Here is an 18481-nt window from a genome sequence, read left to right on the forward strand (position 1 = left end):
TGCTCACACACAGCAGCCGGTGCCCGAGTGGCACCCTGCGCAGCCGAAGGAACGTCCTCGTGAACTCCGCAACGATGCAGGACCCCAGGGCCGGACGGGCCGTCACGCTCGTCATGGCGTGCCTGGGCGTCTTCGTCGCCTACCTTCCCGTGACCACCGTGTCGGTGAGCCTGCCGGCGATCCAGCGGGCGCTGGGCACCTCGACGTCCCAGCTGTCCTGGGTGTCGGACGCGTTCGTGCTGCCGATGGCCGCGCTGATCCTGACCACCGGCGTGTGGGGGGACGTGCACGGCCGCAAGCGGGTCTTCCAGGCGGGCATGCTCTTCTGCGCGCTGGGCGCGGCCGTGTCGTTGACGTCGGACTCGGTGCAGTGGCTGTGGGTCGGGCAGGCGGCCTCGGGCCTGGGCGCGGCCTCGCTGCTGCCGACGACGCTGGCCCTGATCAGCCACGCGGTCCCCGACCACCGGGAGCGGGGGAGGTTCATCGGCCTGTGGGCGATGTCCTTGCTGGCCTCGCTCGCCGTGGGGCCGCTGATCGCCGGTGTGCTGCTGGAGCACGTCGCGTGGCGCTGGATCTTCCTGCTGCCCGTGCCGGTGTCGCTGACCGTGCTGGTCGTCGCCGCCTTCCTACTGCCGGACTCGCGTGCGCCGCACGGCCGTCGGCTCGACTGGCCGGGTCAGATCAGCGCGGCCGTGGCGGTCACCTCGGTGGTCTACGGCGTCATCGAGGGCGGCGCGAACGGCTTCGGCGAGCCGGCCGTGGTGGCGGCCCTGGTGCTGGGCGCCGTCGGTGCGGCCGTGTTCGTCGCGGTGGAGCGCCGCAGCGCCGGCCCGATGATCGACCTGGCGCTGTTCCGCAGCCCCGCGTTCACCGCGACCGCCCTGGTCGCCATGATCAGCTTCCTGGGACTGATCGGCTTCTTCTTCGTGCTGAGCCTGTACTTCGGCATGGTGCAGCACCTGACCACGATCCAGGCGGCGTCGCGGATGGTCATGGTGACCGGGGCTTCCCTGCTCGCCGGCCTGCCCGTCGGACGGCTCATGCACCGGGTGTCGGCGCGGGTCCTGATCACCACGGGCCTGGTGGTGACGGCGGGTGCGCTGCTGTCGCTGACCAACCTCGACGTCCACACCTCCTTCGGCTCGATCGCCTGGCGGCTCGTCCTGCTCGGCCTCGGCCTGGGCGCCGTGCTCACCCCGATGACGGCCTCCGCCGTCTCCTCCGTCCCCCACCACCTGACCGGCATGGCCGCCGCCGGTAACAACGCCTTCCGCCAGGTCGGCGCCGCCCTGGGCCCCGCCGTCCTCGGCGCCCTGCTGACCACGCGCGCCCTCGACGCCCTGCCCGGCCGGCTCACCGACGCGGGCGTGCCGACGCAGACCGGCGACCTCGTCCTCACCACCGCCCGTGACCAGGGACTGGGCGCCGTGGCCGGACTCCACCTCGACGCCGCCACCGGACCGGTCCTGACCGCCCTGAGCAGCTCCTTCCTCGACGGCCTGCGGCTCTGCCTCGTCGTGTCCGCCTCGCTCGCCGCGCTGGCCGCGCTCTCCTGCGCCCTGCTGCTGCGCCCGACCGCGACTCCGGCGTCGGCGTCGGTCCCGGTTCTGCGCGTGGCGCCCGGTCCGGGTTCCGAGGGGAACGGGACTGCCGGGAACGGGTCCGAGGGGAACGGGACTGCCGGGAACGGGACTGCCGGGAACGGGTCCGCCGGGAACGGGTCCGGCCGGGCGCCGGTGACGACCGTGCGGTGACCGCTCCCGGACCGCCGCCGTGACGCGCGGATCGATCGACGCCGCCCCGGTGGGACCGACCTCCCACCGGGGCGGACCGCCGACCGGGGTGCAGCGGTTTCCGCGGCGCGTCGGTGGCGTCGGCGGTGCCGGCGGCGGGGTGCGCGCGGTGTGTCAGCCGAGCCAGACGATGTCGATGACGTGCAGGCGCCCGGCGAGGCGGTTGACCAGGTAGACGAGGCTGAGTTGGCCGACGGAGGCGCAGCGGACGTCCTCACCCTCGGGGTCGGTGGTGTCCCACTGCGGCCATCCCCAGGGGGTACGGGAGGCGATGTCGAGCAGGTCGGTGGCCATCTGCCGGGCGTGGGCGGGGAGTTCGGCGAAGGTCTTGGCCGCCTGCGGGGACAGCCGGACGGGCCAGGCGGGGTCACTCACCGGCTGTCCCCGGCGAGTTCGGACAGGTCGATGCCGTCGTCGTCGTTCATGCCCGCGGCGACGAAGGCGTCGACGGCCGGTGCGCTGTCCAGGCGGGCCCGCCAGGTGCGGACGACGTCGTGCAGCGGGGTGAGGTCGTAGGTCTGCCGGGAGTCCTCCACCGCCTTGTCCCAGTCCCGACGGAAGGCCGGCAGCCACCGCTCGGCCCGCTCGGGACGCTCGGCGCGGATCCGGCTGAGCAGGTGGACGGCGGCGCGGGGAGACGGGGCGGGCGGCGGGGCGGGAAGGTCGGGCTGGGCGCTCATCGGGTCCTCCACTTCGTCGTCGGTCACGGTACGGCAATCGGCGCGCGCGGTGGCGGGCTCGGGCCGAATCCCGTTTCTCGGCTGGCGGCGGTCGGTGAACGGTGGCCGGCAGACGGCGTGGACGCCTCTACGCCGGCCCGTCGACGGAGGACGGAGCGTGGCGCGTTCCTGGCACCACGGCGGCCCGGCGCCACGGCGAGCCGACGTCCCGGCGCCCCGGCGTCCCGGCGTCCCGGCGCCCCGGCGTCCCGGCGTCCCGGCGTCCCGGCGGGCTCACTCCACCAGGGCGGTGGCGATGCGGCGGACGATGTCGCGGCGCTGCGCCCGGTCGGTGTGGTCCAGGACCGCTTGCATCTCGGGGTTGGCCGCCGCCCACAGCATGGCGACGTGGGCGAGCAGGGGGAACAGGATCTGGGGCTCGAACCGGGTCGAGACCAGGCCCTTGGCCTGCGCCTCGGCGATGGCGGCGCTGCGGTTGCGCACTTCGGCGACCCCGAGGTCGTTGAGGGCGTCTCCGCGCTCCAGCCGCTGCCAGGTGATGATCCGGGGCATGTCGGGGTACTCGGCGTAGAGGTCGCTCAGGTTGGCCGCGAACCCCGGCAGGTCGTCCACGTCGAGTGACACGCCCGTGACGATCTGTTCGACCAGTTCGTTCCAGACCGCGTCGAACAGCCCGGCCTTGTTCCCGAAGTAGTGGTAGATCTGCGCCTTGTTGCTTCGTGCGGCGACGGCGATGCGGTCGACGCGGGCGCCGTTCAGCCCGTGCGCGGCGAACTCGGCCCGGCCGGCCGTGATGAGTCGCCGCTTGGTGGCTTCGGCGTCGCGCTCCATCGGCCCAGCTCCTAACTAACTGTTTACTTGACAGGGTCACCACGGCACAGTCTAATCAACTAACCGTCCAGTTGAATACGGCTTGCGGTCGCGTGCCTCGGGGGCAGGGGAGGGAACCGGGCGTGGAACCGGGCATGGTGATGGTCGGTCGGAACGGCGAACGGGCGCGGCTGTCCGCCTTCGTGAGCGCCCCCGACGGACAGGCCCTGGTACTCAGGGGAGAGGCGGGCGTCGGCAAGAGCGCCCTGCTCGACCTGGCGGCGGACCTCGCCGCCGAGGGCGGCCACCTGGTGATCCGCGCCACCGGGGTCGAGGCGGAGAGCGACCTGCCCTACGCCGGGCTGCACCAGCTTCTCTACCCGCTGCTCCCGGACGGCGGACAGCCCGGCGGCGCACAGCCCGGTGACAGCCTGCCCGGCGGCGCACAGCCGGGCAGCAGGCGGCCGAGCGCCGCCGCCCGGGTGGCGTTCGACACCGTGTTCGGCGAGACGGACGGCCCGCCGCCGTCGGTCATGGCCCTCGGCATCGCCGTGCTCAACCTCCTGTCCACGACGGCTACGACGCGGCCGCTGCTGCTCGTCCTCGACGACGGCCAGTGGCTGGACGACGCCAGCGCCGACGTCTGCGGGTTCGTCGGCCGCCGGCTGGCCGGCAGCCCCGGGGTCAAGCTCCTGGTGGCCCTCCGCGGCGACATCGCCTCACGCTTCGACACCGCGGCACTGCCGGAGGCCCCGGTCGGCGCACTCGCGGACACCGACGCCACCTGTCTGCTGGACCGGCACCACCCCGGCCTGGGCACGCGGCTCCGCGGACTCGTCCTGGACCAGGCCCGCGGCAACCCGCTGGCCCTGCTGGAACTGCCCGCCCACCTCACCTCCTGCCCCGGCGGCCGGGCCCCCGAGGACCTGCTCGGCCCGCACGGCGTACCGCTGCCCCGGCGGATCCAGGAGATCTACGCCGCCCGCCTCGCCCGGCTCGGCGACGGCGTCCGGGCGGAGCTGCTCACGGGCGCCCTCGACGGAGCGACGGCCCGGCCCGGCGACGGCGCCGCCCCGACCGCGCGCTACCGCATGCGCGGTGTCGACCAGGCCGTCGCGTGTGGCCTGCTGGTCGTCGAACCGGCCACCGGCGACCTCGCCTTCCGGCACCCGCTGGTCCGGTCCAGCGTCGTCCAGCTCGCCACCACCGACCAGCGCCGCGCCGCGCACCGGGTGCTGGCGAACGTCCACCGCGACGACCCGGAACGGCGCGCCATCCACCTGGCGGACGCCACCGTCGATCCCGACGAGACCGTGGCCACCGTCCTGGAGGCCGCGGCCCGGTCGGCGACCCGGCGCGGCGGAGCGCTCGTGGCCGTGTCCTGGCTGACCCGCGCCGCCGAACTGAGCGAGAACCGGGCCGACCGCTCCCGGCGGCTCGGTGACGCGGCGTTCGTCGCCGGGCAGGCGAACCGGCTCGGCCAGGCCCGCAGCCTCGCACTGGCCGCGTCCCCGCCCGGCTCGGACGACAACCCCGCCGCCGTCCTCGCCAACGGCTACCTGGCGCTCTACCAGAACGGCGACGTCCGGACCACGCACCGCCAGGTCGCCGCGGCGGTGGAACGGCTGCGCGACGACGCCGCGAACCGGGTCGCCCGGGACGGGAACGGCCAGGACGGGAACGGCCGCAACGGGAACGCCCGGAACGGGAACGGCCAGGACCCGGGCGGCGAGGTGCTCGACCGGCTCGTCAGCCTCCTGCTCGCCGTCAGCCAGTACGCCGGGAGCCGCACCGCGTGGGAGCGCACCCACGCGGTCCTCTCCTCCCTCGGCGGCCTCGCCACCGAACGGGCCTGGATGTACGGCAGCACCTGGAGCGACGTGGTCCGGCACGGCGCCGGCTGGTCCGGGGCGGTGGAACGGGCCGCGGCCGGCCTGGAGCAGCAGGACCCCTGGGACGTCACGCGGCTCGCCGTGTCGGCCTACCACCTCGACGTCCTCAGCCCGCTGCGCCCGTACCTGGAACGCGTCGTCGACCGCGAGCTGGACACCGGCGCCGTGTCCAGCGGCATCGTCATGCTGCACCTGATCATGCTCGACCAGATGGCGCTCGGGCAATGGGAGGCCGCCGAACGCACCGGGCACCGCACCCTCGCCCTGGCGGCCGAGCCCGGCCACGCGCTGTTCGCGCACCAGACGCGGGCCTACCTGGCCCAGCTCGCGGCCGTGCGCGGGCGGGCGGACGAGGCCCGCGACCTGCAGGCCGCCGTCGACGCGTGGGCCCGCCCGCGCGGCGTCGGGTTCCTGACCCAGCTCGCGGACGCCGCCGGTGCGACCACCGCGCTGAGCAGCGGCGACTACGAGAGCGCGTTCCTCCACGCGATCGGCATCACGACACCGGGCACGTTCCGGCCCTACGCCTACCAGGCGTCGCGGACCCTGCTCGACCTCGTCGAGGCCGCCCTGCACACCGGGCGCGCCGACCAGGCCCGGGCCCACGCGCTGGCCGCCCGGGACGCCGGCCTGGCCGACCTCTCCCCACGCCTGGCCCTGCTCACGTACGGGGCCCTGGCGATGACGGCCCAGGACGACAGGGAAGCGGCCGACATGTACGCGCGCGCGCAGTCCCACCCGGGCGCCGAGCGCTTCCCGTTCGAACTGGCCCGGATCCGGCTGGCGCACGGGATCCGGGTGCGCCGCGCCCAGGGCGCCGCGGCCGCCCGTGCGTTCCTCGCCCCGGCGGCCGAGACGCTCGACCGGCTCGGCGCCACCGCCTGGGCCGAGCGGGCCCACGCCGAGCTGAGGGCGGCCGGGGTGGCACCCCCCGCCCCGACGCCCACCGCGGTGCCGCTGACCTGGCAGGAGCGCCGGGTCGCCGAGCTGGCCGCCGGCGGCCTGACGAACAAGGAGATCGGCGAGCAGATCCGCCTGTCCCCCCGCACGGTCAGCGCCCACCTCTACCGTGTCTTCCCCAAGCTGGGCGTCACCACGCGGGCCGCCCTCCGCGACGCCCTGACCAGGATGGACCGCCACCTGACCGCGTCCTGAGCGCACTCAGGGCGAGGTCACCGTGGCGGAGCCGGACGGGCCGGGAGAGCCGGACGAGCCGGCGGTTGCGGGGGAGGACGAGGACGCGGGGGACGCGGGGGAAGACGGGGAGGCGGGAGAGGCCGGCGACGTGGGGCTCGTGGGGCTGCCCGGGGCGGACGGCGAAGCGGTGGCGGGCTTCGGTGTGACCTGGAGGCCGGTGACGTGCCCGTCCGCGGTGAGGAAGTACTGGAGTCCCGCGTAGCCGGGCGTCACCAGGATCCCCTGGGTCATCTTGGGCAGTTGGCTGGAGCGGGCGAGTTCGGTGCCGTCCTGGGCCCGGCGCCACACCACCTGCTCGGTGGTGTACTTCTTGAGGCCCTGGAAGAACTTCACCGGAATGTCGGTCCCGATCAGGACGCGCTGGTCCGCGGGGCCGATCAGGGTCGTGAAGCTGAGCGTCGTCTGGTCCTGCGTCCACGCCACCGACAGCGCGCCGTTCGCGAGGTCGATCCCGGCCAGCTTGCCCGCCCCCGCGTCCATCGCGTAGACGCGGTCGTTCTCGGGGTCGACGGAGACCATCGACGGGATGAAGCTGTTCTTGCTGCCGCTGTCGGCGAACGGCTGGATGTTCGCCACCTTGGTCGAGTCGCTCTGGGAGACGGCGACGACGCTCATGGGCGTCGGGGTCGGCTTCCCGCCGTTGGTCATCGTGACGACGTAGTCGCCGATGACGGCCATGGCGGACGCGGCGGTCTGCCCGTCCTTGAGGTACGGCACCGGCCCCCACGAGGAGTCGGGGACGAAGGCGTCGTTCCGGTAGGCGTAGCGGAAGAGCTTGGTCGCCCCCGGCAGGTAGATCTCCGGCGTGCCGTTGAGCGTCGACGTGGTGATGCGGCCGCCCATCATCTCCGGCAGCGCGACCTGGGAGAGCACCTGGAGGCTCTTCGGGTCGATCGCCACCATGATCGACGGCGGTACGGCCGACGGGTCGGGGCAGTTGAGGAAGGCGCTGAACCCCTGTTCCGTGCAGCCGGGTTGACGGTTGACGGTCTTGGCGACGATGGTCCCGTCGGGGAGCGCGTCGTAGCCGTTGTACGCGGTGTCGCGCGGGGCGGACCCACCGGTCGGAAGGGTGGTCCGGGCGAGCACCTTGCCCGTCTGCGGGTCGATGCGGGCGATGTGGTAGCCGTAGATGACCACCAGGCTGCCGTCCGCGAGCACGTTCAGGACACCGGGGTAGTCCCACTCGTCCGTCGCGTTGGTGTTGATGAGCACCTGCCGCCAGACTTCGTTGAAGGTCCCGGGTTCCACCCGCGAGACGAACGAACCGGACGCGGCCGGGTCGTCGCCGTAGCCGCCGCCGTAGACGTACAGCTCGTCGGGGCCGCGGTCCACGATGTTGTACGGCGTGGCGTAGACCTGCTGCGAACTGTAGGCGTAGACCTGGTTGTTCGACGGGGCACCCTCGAAGTGCGCGCACCCGTAACGGTGCGTCCGGTTGGAGTCGTGGACCTCGAAGGCCGCGATGGTCGGGTACCACGGGGCGTTGCCCTCCGCGGCCGCGCAGGACTGCTCGCCGGGGACGAGCGCCGGGTCGCCGACCAGCGGACCGCCCGCCGCCACCTCGTCCGCGGGCGGCGAGCTGCTGTGCGGACCGGCCGGGCGCGCACCGGAGCTGGAGCAGGCCGAGACCCCGAGGAGCAGGGCCACGACGACGGCCGTCAGCCGGGGAAGGGGCAACCGCTGCGGCAAGGGGTCTCCTCGGATCGGATCGGCGTACCGGTGCGCGGCTCGTCCGGCACGGGGCGCGGAACAGGCTGGCAGAGCCCCCACGGCCGCACCCGCTGACACGCCGGGCCCGCCGGGCCCGCCACCGGGCCGATCACCCAGGCGGACCCGCCGCCGGGCCGGGGCCGGGGTCGCGCGGCGGCGGGCCGGGGCCGGGGTGGCGCGGCGGGCCCGGGCCGGGGTGGCGCGGCGGCGGGTGGGCGCGGAGCTCATCCACGATGCCGTCCGGTCGGGGTGCGAGTACGGCCGGCCGGGGCGGCGCCCGGGTGGACCCGCGCCCGCCCGGTGGGTGTCGTCGGGCGCGGGTCGGTGGGTGGGGCGGGTCGCTCAGGAACGGCGGCGGCGCAGGCGGCCGCCGAGGAGGAGCGCGCCGGTGGCGAGGACGGCCAGGACGGCGGCGGTGACGGCGGGGATGGCGTCGGAGTCGGAGTCGGTGGTGGCAGAGACAGAGACAGAAGCGGGGGCGGCGGCGGGGGCGCCGGGCGTGGGCACGACGGGGGTGGCGGGTGCCGGCTTGACGTCGGCGACTGGCTTGACGTCGGTGGCGGCCTCCACGCCGGTGACGGAGGTGTGGGTGACCGGCGTGGTGCTCGCGGTCGTGGCCGTGGTCTTGGTGGTGCTGGTGGGGGTGGTGCTGGTGGGGGTGGTGATGTTGATGGTGGCGCCCTGGCCGCAGTTGGTGGTGCCGAGGAAGGGGGTGGCGCCTTCGTTGACGAAGAGGCAGGGGTTGATGGTGGTGGCGCCGAGGGGGGTGGTGGTGTCGTAGGAGACGCGGACGTGGGTGGTGGTGGTCCCTCCGGCGGCGATGGTGGAGTCGCGGCCCTGGAGGTAGACGCCGGGCCGGTCGGCGGGGTCGGTGCCGGTGACCTTGGGGAGGGTGGTCCAGGTGCCGTCCGCCGTGCGGATCCGGACCGTGGCGTGGAGGTCGGTGAAGAGCACGTTGCCGAGGTTGACGTAGGCGGAGGGGGTGGGGTTGGCGAGGACTGCGTCGAACTCGATGGGGTCGCCGCCGGCCACGGCGGTGGCGGGGACGTGGGTGAGGGTGGTGGTGATGGGGTCGACGGCGATGGTGCGGAACTGCTCGGCGAGGTTGTCCCAGGTGTCGGGGGTGGTGAGGCGGGAGCCGAGGGTGATGGACGGGAAGCCGCCGTTGCTGGCTCCGTCGTGGGGCAGGCCCATCGGGGCGCCGATCCGCAGGTCCACCGTCACCGTCTGGCCGGGTGCGACGGTGATGCCGTTGAGCATGCCGTTGTAGGTGGCCTCGTCGGCCCCGGAGTAGAAGTCCAGCGGCACGGGCGTCCAGGTCCCGTTCGAGGGGTCCTTGTGGTCGATGGTGATGGCGTGGGGCGGGGTGCCGGGTCCGGTCTCGGTCTGCAGGACGAGGGTGTAGGTGGTGGCCCGGGTGCCGGTGTTGGTGACGGTCTCGGTGAACGCGACCGGCTGCCCGGCGAAGCCCACCGCCGAGGGTGCCTGCACGTTCAGCGTTCCGGTGGTGGAGCCGTCGGCGGACGCGGCCTGGGCCGGCAGGGCGAGGGTACCGAGGGCGAGGACGCCGAGCGTGGCGGCGACGACAACGGAACGGCGGGAAGAGCGGGTGCGGATGGTGCTGGACATGGTGGTTTCCCCCCGGAAACAACGTGTTGTGGACATGCCGAACCAGTGGTTCGGCCACGCCGGTGACAAGTGAATGTGCGAATGAACGTGCGAACGAATGCACGGATGTGCGGATGTGCGGATGTGCGCGTGTGTGAGTGGTCGAGACGCCCCGCGGACGGACGTGTGTCGGGTCGCGGTGGTCGGCGCTCGGACGGAAGATCCCCCCGCCTCCGGAAGGTGGCCCCCTTCCGTGCCTCTCACTGATACAGACGTGCGGCACCCGCCGGGGTTGCAGGCGACTTCCAAAAAGTTTTCCGCGCCCCTCCCGCACCGCCCGCCGGCCGCCACCACACCACTGACAGCACGCCCACCGCACCGCAGTCGATGCCCGACCACGCGGATCCACCCGGGCGGGGGAACGCCCGGCCCGGCAGCCTCGATCAGGGACGCCGGCGCGGCGTTCACGACCAGCCGCGCACCGACACCGCTCCGTGCAGGACCCGGCCGGCCACCCGCTCCTCCTCCAGCCAGCGGGTGAACACGGCGATGCGCGTGTCGAGGTCCTGCTCGGCCGTTCCGACCGGCCAGATCCGCGGCGGCACGACGACCACCACGGCCTCACCGCGCGCCTCGGCCGCCTCAAGCCAGCGGGGGGACACCTCGACCCGTGAACCCGGCTCCCACCCCTGGCGGCCGCCGACCAGCACCAGCCGTTCCACCCGGCCGCCGGCGACCTCGATGGCACCGGTGGTCGCCGGGGGCTCGCCGGCGGCGACCACGAAGCCGCTGTCGACGGCGGCCTCCACCAGCTCGGCGTGCAGGTCCGCACCGACCCCCACCACCAGTTCCGCGACCGGCGGACCCTGCGCCGCCTCACGCACGGCCAGCGCCCACACCACCGGCCCCTTGGCCCCGCCGTCGTTCGTCTCGCTCGCCATGACCGTTCAACGATCCGCCGGCCGGACCGCATCCCCCGATCGCCCGCGCTTCACACGTCCGGCCCACACCTGGCCCACGGCGGGCCCGCGTCCGGCCCGCGTCCGCCCGTGTCCGGCCCGCGGCGGGCGGACGGTGGCTGGCGGGCGGGCGGGCGAACGGGATCCACTCCGGTAACCGGCCCCCGAATGCCATGCCCATGACGTAGCCTCGCCCCATCCCCACAACTCCATCACAGGAGGGGCAAGCGCAGTGAACTTACGTCTACCCAAGGCCCGTTGGGCTTCCGCCCTGCTCTCCGCCGCCATCGTCCTGGGCACCGGCGGCGTCGCCGGTGCGGTGACGAACACGGCGAACACGGCGAATGCGGCGGTCTCAGCGAACACGGCGAACACGGCGAACACGGCAACCGTCGTCAGTGCGGCGAACACGGTTCCGGCCGGCAGCGCCAAGCCGCCCGTCGGCGGCGTCGAACGGCTGATCCCCTTCCCCGACGCCACCTGGACGCAGCGGGCGCTGATCAGCCCCGACGGGCGGCGCGCGTACGTCGGGGAGGAGACCCGCTCGGGCAGCCGCCTGGACGTCGTCGACACCCGCACCGGCGCGTTCCTCGCCCAGGTACCGACCGGCACCGACTTCTGGAGCGGCCCGAAGGCGCTCGCCCCGGACGGCAAACTCCTCTACCTGATCACCCAGGGCACCCTGAACGTCTTCGACACCGGCACCAACACGCTCCGGGCGAGCGTGCCGGTGCCGGACCAGCCACGCCCGGCCGGCTGGACTGCGGGTTCCCCGTACGGCCTGGCCGTCAGCCCGGACGGGGCGACGGTCTACCTCGGCCAGAGCGGGCCGTACCTCGACAGCGTTCCGAACCCGTCCTTCCTGCCCGGACGCCTGCTCACCTTCTCCGCCCCGGGCACCGCGTTCACCGGCGACGTGCCCCTGCCGACGACGTCCCCGCGCGAGATCGTCGTCCGGCCCGACGGCACCACCGCCTACCTCAGCAGCCCCGACGGCCTCATCCGCGTCGACCTCACCGGCCCCCGCCCGGCCGTCGTGCGCACCATCACCGCCCCCGGCTTCATCGACGAACTGGCACTCGCCCCGAACGGCACCCGCCTGTACGCGCTGACCAGGCCCGACGGCCGGGTCCAGGTCATCGACCTCACCACCGACAGCCTCGCCGCCACGATCGACCTCGACACCGGGATGCGCCAGATCCCCGGCTTCGCGCTGAGCCCGCGCGGCGACCGGCTGTACGTGCTGGAGGACACCGACCTGCCGAGCCCGACCGTCGCCGCGTACGACACCGCGACCAACCGGCCCGTCCCGCGCGAGAACTTCGCCGAGTTCGACCTCGAACACGGCTCGAACCTGACGGTCGGCCCGGACGGCCACACCTTCTACGTCACCGGCAACAACTACACCGACAACCCCGGCACCTTCCTGCAGATCGTCAGCTTCTAGCGGATCCACCCCCAGCGGGCCCCGCCCGGAGGCGGCCCCGGAAGGGACCCGCCTCCGGGCGTCCATCGCCGGGCCCGCTTCCGGCTGCCCCGGGCCGTTCCGGCGGAACGCCGGTCCGGGGCCGAGCCGGGAGCGGGACAGCTGCGGCGTCAGGCGAGGACCTGGGTGAACACGCCGGCGATGGCAGCGGCGAGGGCGAGGACGGCGGCGAAGGCCGCGCCGGCGCGGGCGAAGGCGGCCGGGTAGGTCGTGCCATCGAGGCGGGCGAGCACGCCCGCGGTGGCACCGACCAGGAGGGCGAGCACGACGACCAGGGCGGCGGTGAGCAGAACGACAGCGACGCGGTTCACGGCGATCTCCCAGTAGGGGTCGGGGCGTTGACGTCACCGACTTTCCTGGAACCGGTGTTGAACAAGGTCCATCTGGACAAAGCTGTACACCTGGACACCGATGGACACCCGACCCTGGGGGGCGTGTGAGCACGGAAGACCTTGGGCCCGCGAAGGAAGCGGCGCTCGCCGAACTGCGCAGACAACTGGACGACAAGCGGGCCGGCATGGGCCTGGACAAGACCCAGCTCGCCCGCAGGGCGGGGGTGAGCCGCGGCACCGTCCACAACGTCTTCGCGGGGCCCGTGCCGCGAGCGGTAACAGTCACGGCGCTGGCCCGGGCACTGCGCCTGGACCCGGACGTCCTGCTCGCCCTGCGGCGGATCGCGGCCGGGGAAGCCCCGGCTCCGGCGGGCGCCGGCGTGCCCGGGCCCGCCGAGGACCGGCTGCTGTTCCTCTTCCGGGCCGGCTCCGCCGTCGGCAGTGCCGTCCCGCTCCGGTCGACCGGGTCCGAACGGTTCGAGGAGTTCCTGGAGGCGCTCCGGCTGATCGGGCTGGCCGAGACCGAAACGGCACCGCTCCGAGAGATCAGGACCCGACTGGAGCAGACCGACAGGGCCGGCCTGGCCCTCCTGACCGCGTACGCGGGCGTGCTGGACGAGGTGGTCTCCCTGATCGAGAAGCGGACCTCGCGCGCCGAGTTCCGCTTCTTCCTCGTGGGCAAGCTCCTGCAGGGGATCGCTCTCTTCGCAGCGACGGAGTGGCCGTCGGCTCCGGACATCGAAGACGCGCGGACCGAACTGTTCTACCTCAGCGACGCCGTTGACATTCCGGAGGAGCTACGGGCCGAGGTGAAGGGCTACTGCCGGGTGGAACTGCCCGCTGCCGAACAGATGACGATGTTCGGGGAGGCGGAACGCCTCAGCGGGGCCTTCCACGCGATCCTCTGAGCCGAACCGGCGGCCCGGGCACCACCCAGGCGGGCACCCGGCGGAGGGCCCGGGCGCCTGACGCGACGAGCGGCCGGCCCCGGTCCACCGGCACCCTGACACGTCCCGGTGGGTCGCGGGTGGGCTGGAAGTCTCCGCCGGTGTCGACGGGGGTGGTCGCCTCCCCTCCCGCGCCCGTGGGCGGCACAGGCCCGCGGGCGGCGACGGGTCCGGCCGGGTCAGCGCCCTGCCGGGGCGGCGGCGACGCAGAACTCGTTGCCCTCCGGGTCCGCCATCACCACGTGGTGCCCGTCGAACTCCTCCAGGACCGTCCCGCCCGCTTCGACCAGCCGCGCGGACTCCGCCCTGATCCGGGCCCACCGCTCCGCCGGGCTGCCGTGTCCCGGCACCCGGACGTCGATGTGGAGCCGGTTCTTCGCGGTCTTCGGCTCGGGCACCTTGAGGATGCACAAGCGGGGCCCGGCTCCCTCGGGATCGCAGAGCCAGGCGCCGTCGTCCTCGGAGTCGTCCTCCGGCAGGTCGAACTGCGCCAGCCACTCCTCGCGCGTCCGGAACGGCGCGGGCGGCGGCTCGTCCACGTACCCCAGGGCCGTCTTCCAGAACGCGGCGAGGAGTCCCGCGTCCGCACAGTCGAGGGTCAGATCGATTCTGGCTGCCATGACAGGACCGTACTGCGCACCTGCGACAGCCGCGGCCCCGCCGCTCAGACCGTCACGGCGAGGACCTCGGTGTCCGGGTCCCCGACGTCGAAGAGGACCTCCGCGGACCTGCCGTGCAGCGGGAGCGAACAGACGGCCCGGCCTCCGCACGTCCCCTCCCCGGACGGGGCCGACGACGAGCAGCAGCCGGTCCCCCGCCACCGCCATGCCGGCGACGGAGACCTCGACGTCGGCACCCGCGTCGAAGTCGGTGTCGGAACGGGCACCGGCGCCGGCCCCGCCCGTAGCGCAGCAGCCTGCCCCCGGACGAGACGGCCATGACGCCGTCCGCCGTGACCCACAGGCTCGGCACCACCGCGTCGTGGGACCGGCGGACGAACAACTTCGCCAAGGCAGCCCTGCTCCTTGGCCTCACGGAGCCGGTCGAGCAGGTTGGCGTGGATCTCCTGAAGTCGGGGCATCTGCGCGGGGTCGGGTCGCAGGACGGGGCAGCCGATGCAGGCTTCTCTGACTTGGCGGCGAAGGGGCCCGGTGAGCTCAGAGGAGGTTTCCGGCGCCGTCCGTTCACGCGGCGGGCGGGACTCGGTGATCGCCGACGTCCCGCTTGCGGGACATTATGAGGTGCCCCTGACCGCAGGTCAGGGGCACCGTGAACGACCTTACGTCTATAGGGCGCCGTTAGCCTCGTACGAGAGGGGTCCACTTCTGGGCGGTGGCGCTGTTGCAGTCCCAGAGTTGGAGTCGGGTGCCGTTGGTGGTGTCAGTGCCGGGTACGTCGACGCACCTGCCGGATGCGGGGTTGTAGATGGTGCCGTCGGGCCTGGGGACGAAGATCTGGTTCGGCTCGGTGTTGCCGCAGGTCCAGAGTTCGAGGGGCGTTCCGTTGGCGGTTCCGCCGCTTGTGGCGTCCAGGCATCCGCCGAGGGCGCGGAGGGTCCCGTCGGGCTTGAAGGTCCACTGCTGGGCGGTGGCGCTGTTGCAGTCCCAGAGCTGGACGGCGGTGCCGGGGGTGGAGCTGCCGCCGTAGACGTCCACGCACTTGCCGGTCTGGGCGGTCAGGGCGATGGGGGTGTTTTCGGGGGCGTAGATGCTCAGGACGCCGGTCGGGCCGCCGGTCCAGGTGTAGTAGGGGTCGGTGGTGGTGGAGTGGCCGGTCCAGGTCTGGAGGATCCCGTTGGGTGTGATGCCCCAGAGGGTGGGGGTGCCGATGCCGGTGAGGTCGCCGTCGGATCCGATGACGGGCCAGTTGGCGGGGTCGATGCCGGCGAGCTTGGTGTCGGTGGCAATGCCGGTGAGGGTGGGGTAGCTTGCGCTGCCACCGAAGGGGTTGGTGATCGTGACGGTGCCGGTGGTGAAGGTGTACCCGCGAAGGTCGCCGGTGCTCTGGCTGCGCGCCCACAGGCCGGGGTGGCCCTGGCCGGCCCAGTCGCCCGGTGAGATGAGGTCCCAGCCGCTCCATCCGGTGCCGACGAGCTTGGTCGGCGAACCGAATTTGGCGTCCCCGATGCTGGGGTAGAACCAGAGGGCGCCGGTGCCGTCCGGGCCGCTCTCAACGGTGAAGAGACCGGTGCGGTTGAGGAACTTCTTATTCGTGTTGAGGCTCGTGGTGCTGGGGTCGCCGCTGGAGGCGATCTGCAGCGTGGTGGACCAGTCGACGGCGTTGTAGCCGGTGCAGTCGGTCAGCTTCGGGTCGCAGGCAGGCTTGCCCAGGAGGTAGCTGGAGTCGAAGACCCCGGTGACACCGGTGTTGCCGGGGTTCTTGTAGAAGTAGAGCTTCTGGTCGCCGTCCTTGTGGACGATGAGGTCGTCGACGTTCGTGCCGCCGCGCAGGCTGCCGCGGTGGGTGGTGCGGTAGTTGGCCCAGGAGTCGCCGCCGGGGGACTTGGCCTTCGGGGCGGCGAGCGGGGCCTTGGGCGCGGTGGCGGGGATGCTGTAGGCCCGCAGGTCGCCGTCGGGGTCCGCGGTGACGATGTCGGGCAGGGCGTCTCCGGTGACGTCCCCGAAGGTCGGCGCGGGGCTGTTCGGGTTCCACGGTGCGTAGAAGGCGTACTGCGCGACGGGGGAGAGGTTGCCGGCGTTGTCCTCGGCCTGGACGTAGAGGACGTTGGTGCCCCAGCGTCCTGCGGTCACCGGGATCTGGCCGGTGGGCATGGCGCTGCCGCACTGCCAGGTGGCGTCGACGAGCTGAGGGTCGAAGCTCCAGCGCAGGCAGACCGCTCCGGAGGCGTAGCCGCCGCTGGGGGCTGCGTCCGCGGCGGTGAAGGGGACGCCGCCGCTCTGGCCGGCGTAGATCTGGGGGGTCTGGCCGTTTCCGCTGGGCGGGAACTGCTTGCTGGTGTCGCTGACGGTGGTGGGGAAGGTGACGGTCGGCGGGGTGAGGTCGACCTTGAAGTAGCAGGCCGGGGTGGAGGGGGACCAGGGGACGCCGTCCAGCTGGTCGGTGGCCATCATGGCGTAGCCGTAGGCGTGGCCGTCCTGGATGACGCTGCCGGGGACCTGGAGGGTCGTGGTGCCGCCGTTGTTGACGAAGGGGGTGACGTCGTTCTTGACGTCGGGAGCTCCGGGGAGGTTGTAGTCCCAGATGTGGTCCCAGGTTGCGACCTGGGCCTGGGTGGGGCTGGTGACGGTGGCGTTGAGCCAGAGGGCGTTGTCCTGGTTGGAGCCGGCGCCGAGCCAGGTCCAGTTGTCGGCGTTGCCGTCGCCGCAGGACTGGTTGGTCGCGGCGGGGCTGACCGTCCGCGGCGCGGGCCACACGCCCGGGTTGGTCGGAGTGTTGGGCACCCGGTCGTACTCGATGTACAGGGTGGGCTGGTAGGTGAACCGCTTGAAGGCGTTCTGATTGCTCTCGTCACCGTAGAGGCCGAAGGTCAGCTGACCGGAGTTGGCGTACTGCCGCATCGCGCCGGTGATGTCGAACTGGAACGGAACGTTGTCGTGGCACGCGGCGCCGCCCGAGCCACCGACCATGGCGGTCGTGCCGAGCGGGCCGCCCACCTGCGCCGGCTGGTTGGACCAGGTCGTGCCGTTGCCGATCGGCCCGGTGACGAACAAATTAAGCGGGTATTTGTTGGTGCAGGACCAGTCGGCGGAGACGTACTCCTGCATGTTCATCGTCGCGTAGTGGACGATCGCCCCGTTGAGCGCGCTGATGTCGAACTGGTAGAAGCTGCGCTCCTTGTCGGCGGGGGAGCAACTGCCACCGTGGGCGTAGTAGCCGCAGACACCGGCACCGGGGTGGTCGGCGTCCGCGCTGCCCTGCCGCAGCCAGTTGTTGGAGCCGTCGTGGGCGGACTGGACCCAGGTCCAGGAGTTCCCGGTCTGGGCCCAGGGCAGGAAGGCGGGGTCGATGTAGTAGGGCGCGGTGCCGTGGGCCAGCAGGTCCTGGTCGGGCGTCAGATCGATACCCGAGGTTCCTGCGGTGACCGGCATGGCGGCGACCTTGGAGCCCGCCCCGGGACCGGCGTCGGAACCGGTAACGGCAGCCTTGCCCCCGTCCGTTGGTGAAGGAGCAGGCGTGGGGGTGTCGGCGGCGGACGTGGTGAGCGTCAGGGCTGCCTTCACCGCGGGCGCGGAAGTGCTCGCTACGGATGTGGTGGTGCTGTCCCACATCTGCGGGGTGCGGGCGATCCAGCGGGGCTTGCCGTCGGTACCGGCCGCGGTGATGTTGCCGTGCGCGTCGGCATTGACCGTGACGCCGTCCGTGCTGGTGCCGAAATGCAAGTTCTTCAACACGGGGTTGGCAGCCGCGGCCTGGGTCTTGACGACCAGGACGGTGGTCAGCCCACCGGCCTTGGTGGCGGTGACCTTCAGGTCGATGTCGGGGGCGACAGACGGATAGACCACGCTGTCGCCACTGACCGCCGGCACGGAAAGCGGGAAGGGCGAGGACAGCGCCAGCTTCTTGCCATCCGCGCTGATCATGGTTGCGAGCGGCCCGCTGCCACCGTTGGACAGCACCAGCTGCCCCACAGCAGCCTTGGGAGAGAACGTCCCGTCCCGGTTGGCCACGAGCGTGGCGTCCAGCCCCAGCCACACCCCGCCACGGCGCACGCGCTGCTGCTCCTGGTGGCTGGTGAGAGCGAGGCGCCCCTCCGGGGTCGCCACGGTCTCACTGAACTCGGTGGTGAGCGAGTCGATCGGGACGTTCTTCTGCGTGGCCTTGGCCTCGGCGATGGCCTTCTCGGCGGCGTTGGCGGGCGGGCGCTCCTGCAGGTGCTTCGCGGTGGCGGCGTCGATCACGGCCTGCGACGGAACCGTCGGCGCAGTGGCGGCATGGGCACTGAACCCAGGAAGACCGCTGGTGAGTGCCAGAACGGCTGTCACTGTCAAGGCACCTACTGATGCACCGTTGCGGCGGCGCTTTCTGTTCAAAACGGGACTCTCCCCCCACGAGCACGAGAAGACCTGCATAGGCGCAGGTCAAGGGCACCGTATGGGGAGGGTC

The 18481-nt window shown here is 72.8% G+C and carries 13 protein-coding genes; 4 read left to right on the forward strand and 9 right to left on the reverse strand.

The window, feature by feature from the left end; all coding sequences use genetic code 11:
- The first annotated feature begins 74 nt into the window (after positions 1 to 74).
- Complete coding sequence (locus ACFV04_RS01715) at positions 75 to 1754, forward strand: MFS transporter (RefSeq protein WP_380526128.1); 1680 nt, start codon at positions 75 to 77, stop codon at positions 1752 to 1754.
- A gap of 153 nt (positions 1755 to 1907) precedes the next feature.
- On the opposite strand, the gene ACFV04_RS01720 is transcribed toward ACFV04_RS01715, so the two are convergent.
- The 3 genes from ACFV04_RS01720 to ACFV04_RS01730 all read right to left on the reverse strand — a co-directional run bounded on the left by ACFV04_RS01720 (position 1908) and on the right by ACFV04_RS01730 (position 3304).
- Complete coding sequence (locus ACFV04_RS01720; protein ID WP_380334054.1) at positions 1908 to 2168, reverse strand: hypothetical protein; 261 nt, start codon at positions 2166 to 2168, stop codon at positions 1908 to 1910.
- Complete coding sequence (locus ACFV04_RS01725; RefSeq protein ID WP_380334051.1) at positions 2165 to 2500, reverse strand: DUF6247 family protein; 336 nt, start codon at positions 2498 to 2500, stop codon at positions 2165 to 2167. The genes ACFV04_RS01720 and ACFV04_RS01725 overlap by 4 nt, the downstream gene beginning before the upstream one ends.
- A 246-nt stretch (positions 2501 to 2746) precedes the next feature.
- Positions 2747 to 3304, reverse strand: coding sequence for a TetR family transcriptional regulator (locus tag ACFV04_RS01730; RefSeq protein ID WP_380334048.1), 558 nt, complete (start codon positions 3302 to 3304; stop codon positions 2747 to 2749).
- Positions 3305 to 3444: 140 nt separating this feature from the next.
- On the opposite strand from ACFV04_RS01730, the gene ACFV04_RS01735 reads away from it, so the two are divergent.
- Positions 3445 to 6330 carry an AAA family ATPase gene (locus ACFV04_RS01735; RefSeq protein WP_380526130.1) on the forward strand — a complete coding sequence of 962 codons (2886 nt, stop codon included), beginning with the start codon at positions 3445 to 3447 and terminating at the stop codon, positions 6328 to 6330.
- Between the two features lie 6 nt (positions 6331 to 6336).
- On the opposite strand, the gene ACFV04_RS01740 is transcribed toward ACFV04_RS01735, so the two are convergent.
- From ACFV04_RS01740 to ACFV04_RS01750, 3 genes are all read right to left on the reverse strand, one after another.
- The gene (locus ACFV04_RS01740) at positions 6337 to 8064 is read right to left on the reverse strand and encodes a hypothetical protein (protein ID WP_380526081.1); all 1728 of its coding nucleotides are present in this window, start codon (positions 8062 to 8064) and stop codon (positions 6337 to 6339) included.
- Positions 8065 to 8427: 363 nt separating this feature from the next.
- Positions 8428 to 9714: a hypothetical protein gene (locus tag ACFV04_RS01745; RefSeq protein ID WP_380526083.1), complete on the reverse strand. Its 1287-nt coding sequence runs from the start codon at positions 9712 to 9714 to the stop codon at positions 8428 to 8430.
- A 443-nt stretch (positions 9715 to 10157) separates the two neighbouring features.
- Positions 10158 to 10634: a hypothetical protein gene (locus tag ACFV04_RS01750; RefSeq protein ID WP_360266667.1), complete on the reverse strand. Its 477-nt coding sequence runs from the start codon at positions 10632 to 10634 to the stop codon at positions 10158 to 10160.
- A gap of 250 nt (positions 10635 to 10884) precedes the next feature.
- On the opposite strand from ACFV04_RS01750, the gene ACFV04_RS01755 reads away from it, so the two are divergent.
- Positions 10885 to 12099 (forward strand): YncE family protein, encoded by a 1215-nt coding sequence (locus tag ACFV04_RS01755; protein ID WP_380526085.1) that lies wholly within the window; start codon positions 10885 to 10887, stop codon positions 12097 to 12099.
- A gap of 149 nt (positions 12100 to 12248) precedes the next feature.
- Here ACFV04_RS01755 and ACFV04_RS01760 read toward each other — a convergent pair whose 3' ends face one another.
- The gene (locus ACFV04_RS01760; RefSeq protein ID WP_380526087.1) at positions 12249 to 12449 is read right to left on the reverse strand and encodes a hypothetical protein; all 201 of its coding nucleotides are present in this window, start codon (positions 12447 to 12449) and stop codon (positions 12249 to 12251) included.
- A 125-nt stretch (positions 12450 to 12574) separates the two neighbouring features.
- Here ACFV04_RS01760 and ACFV04_RS01765 point away from each other — a divergent pair, with 125 nt between their 5' ends.
- Positions 12575 to 13378 (forward strand): helix-turn-helix domain-containing protein, encoded by an 804-nt coding sequence (locus ACFV04_RS01765; protein WP_380526089.1) that lies wholly within the window; start codon positions 12575 to 12577, stop codon positions 13376 to 13378.
- Positions 13379 to 13596: 218 nt separating this feature from the next.
- On the opposite strand, the gene ACFV04_RS01770 is transcribed toward ACFV04_RS01765, so the two are convergent.
- A complete protein-coding gene (locus tag ACFV04_RS01770; RefSeq protein ID WP_380526091.1) occupies positions 13597 to 14037 on the reverse strand; it encodes a VOC family protein in 441 nt (146 codons plus the stop codon).
- Positions 14038 to 14715: 678 nt separating this feature from the next.
- Positions 14716 to 18276 carry a ricin-type beta-trefoil lectin domain protein gene (locus ACFV04_RS01775; RefSeq protein ID WP_380526093.1) on the reverse strand — a complete coding sequence of 1187 codons (3561 nt, stop codon included), beginning with the start codon at positions 18274 to 18276 and terminating at the stop codon, positions 14716 to 14718.
- Positions 18277 to 18481: the final 205 nt, after the last annotated feature.

This window comes from Kitasatospora sp. NPDC059599 (assembly GCF_042735125.1).
Taxonomy (GTDB): domain Bacteria; phylum Actinomycetota; class Actinomycetes; order Streptomycetales; family Streptomycetaceae; genus Kitasatospora.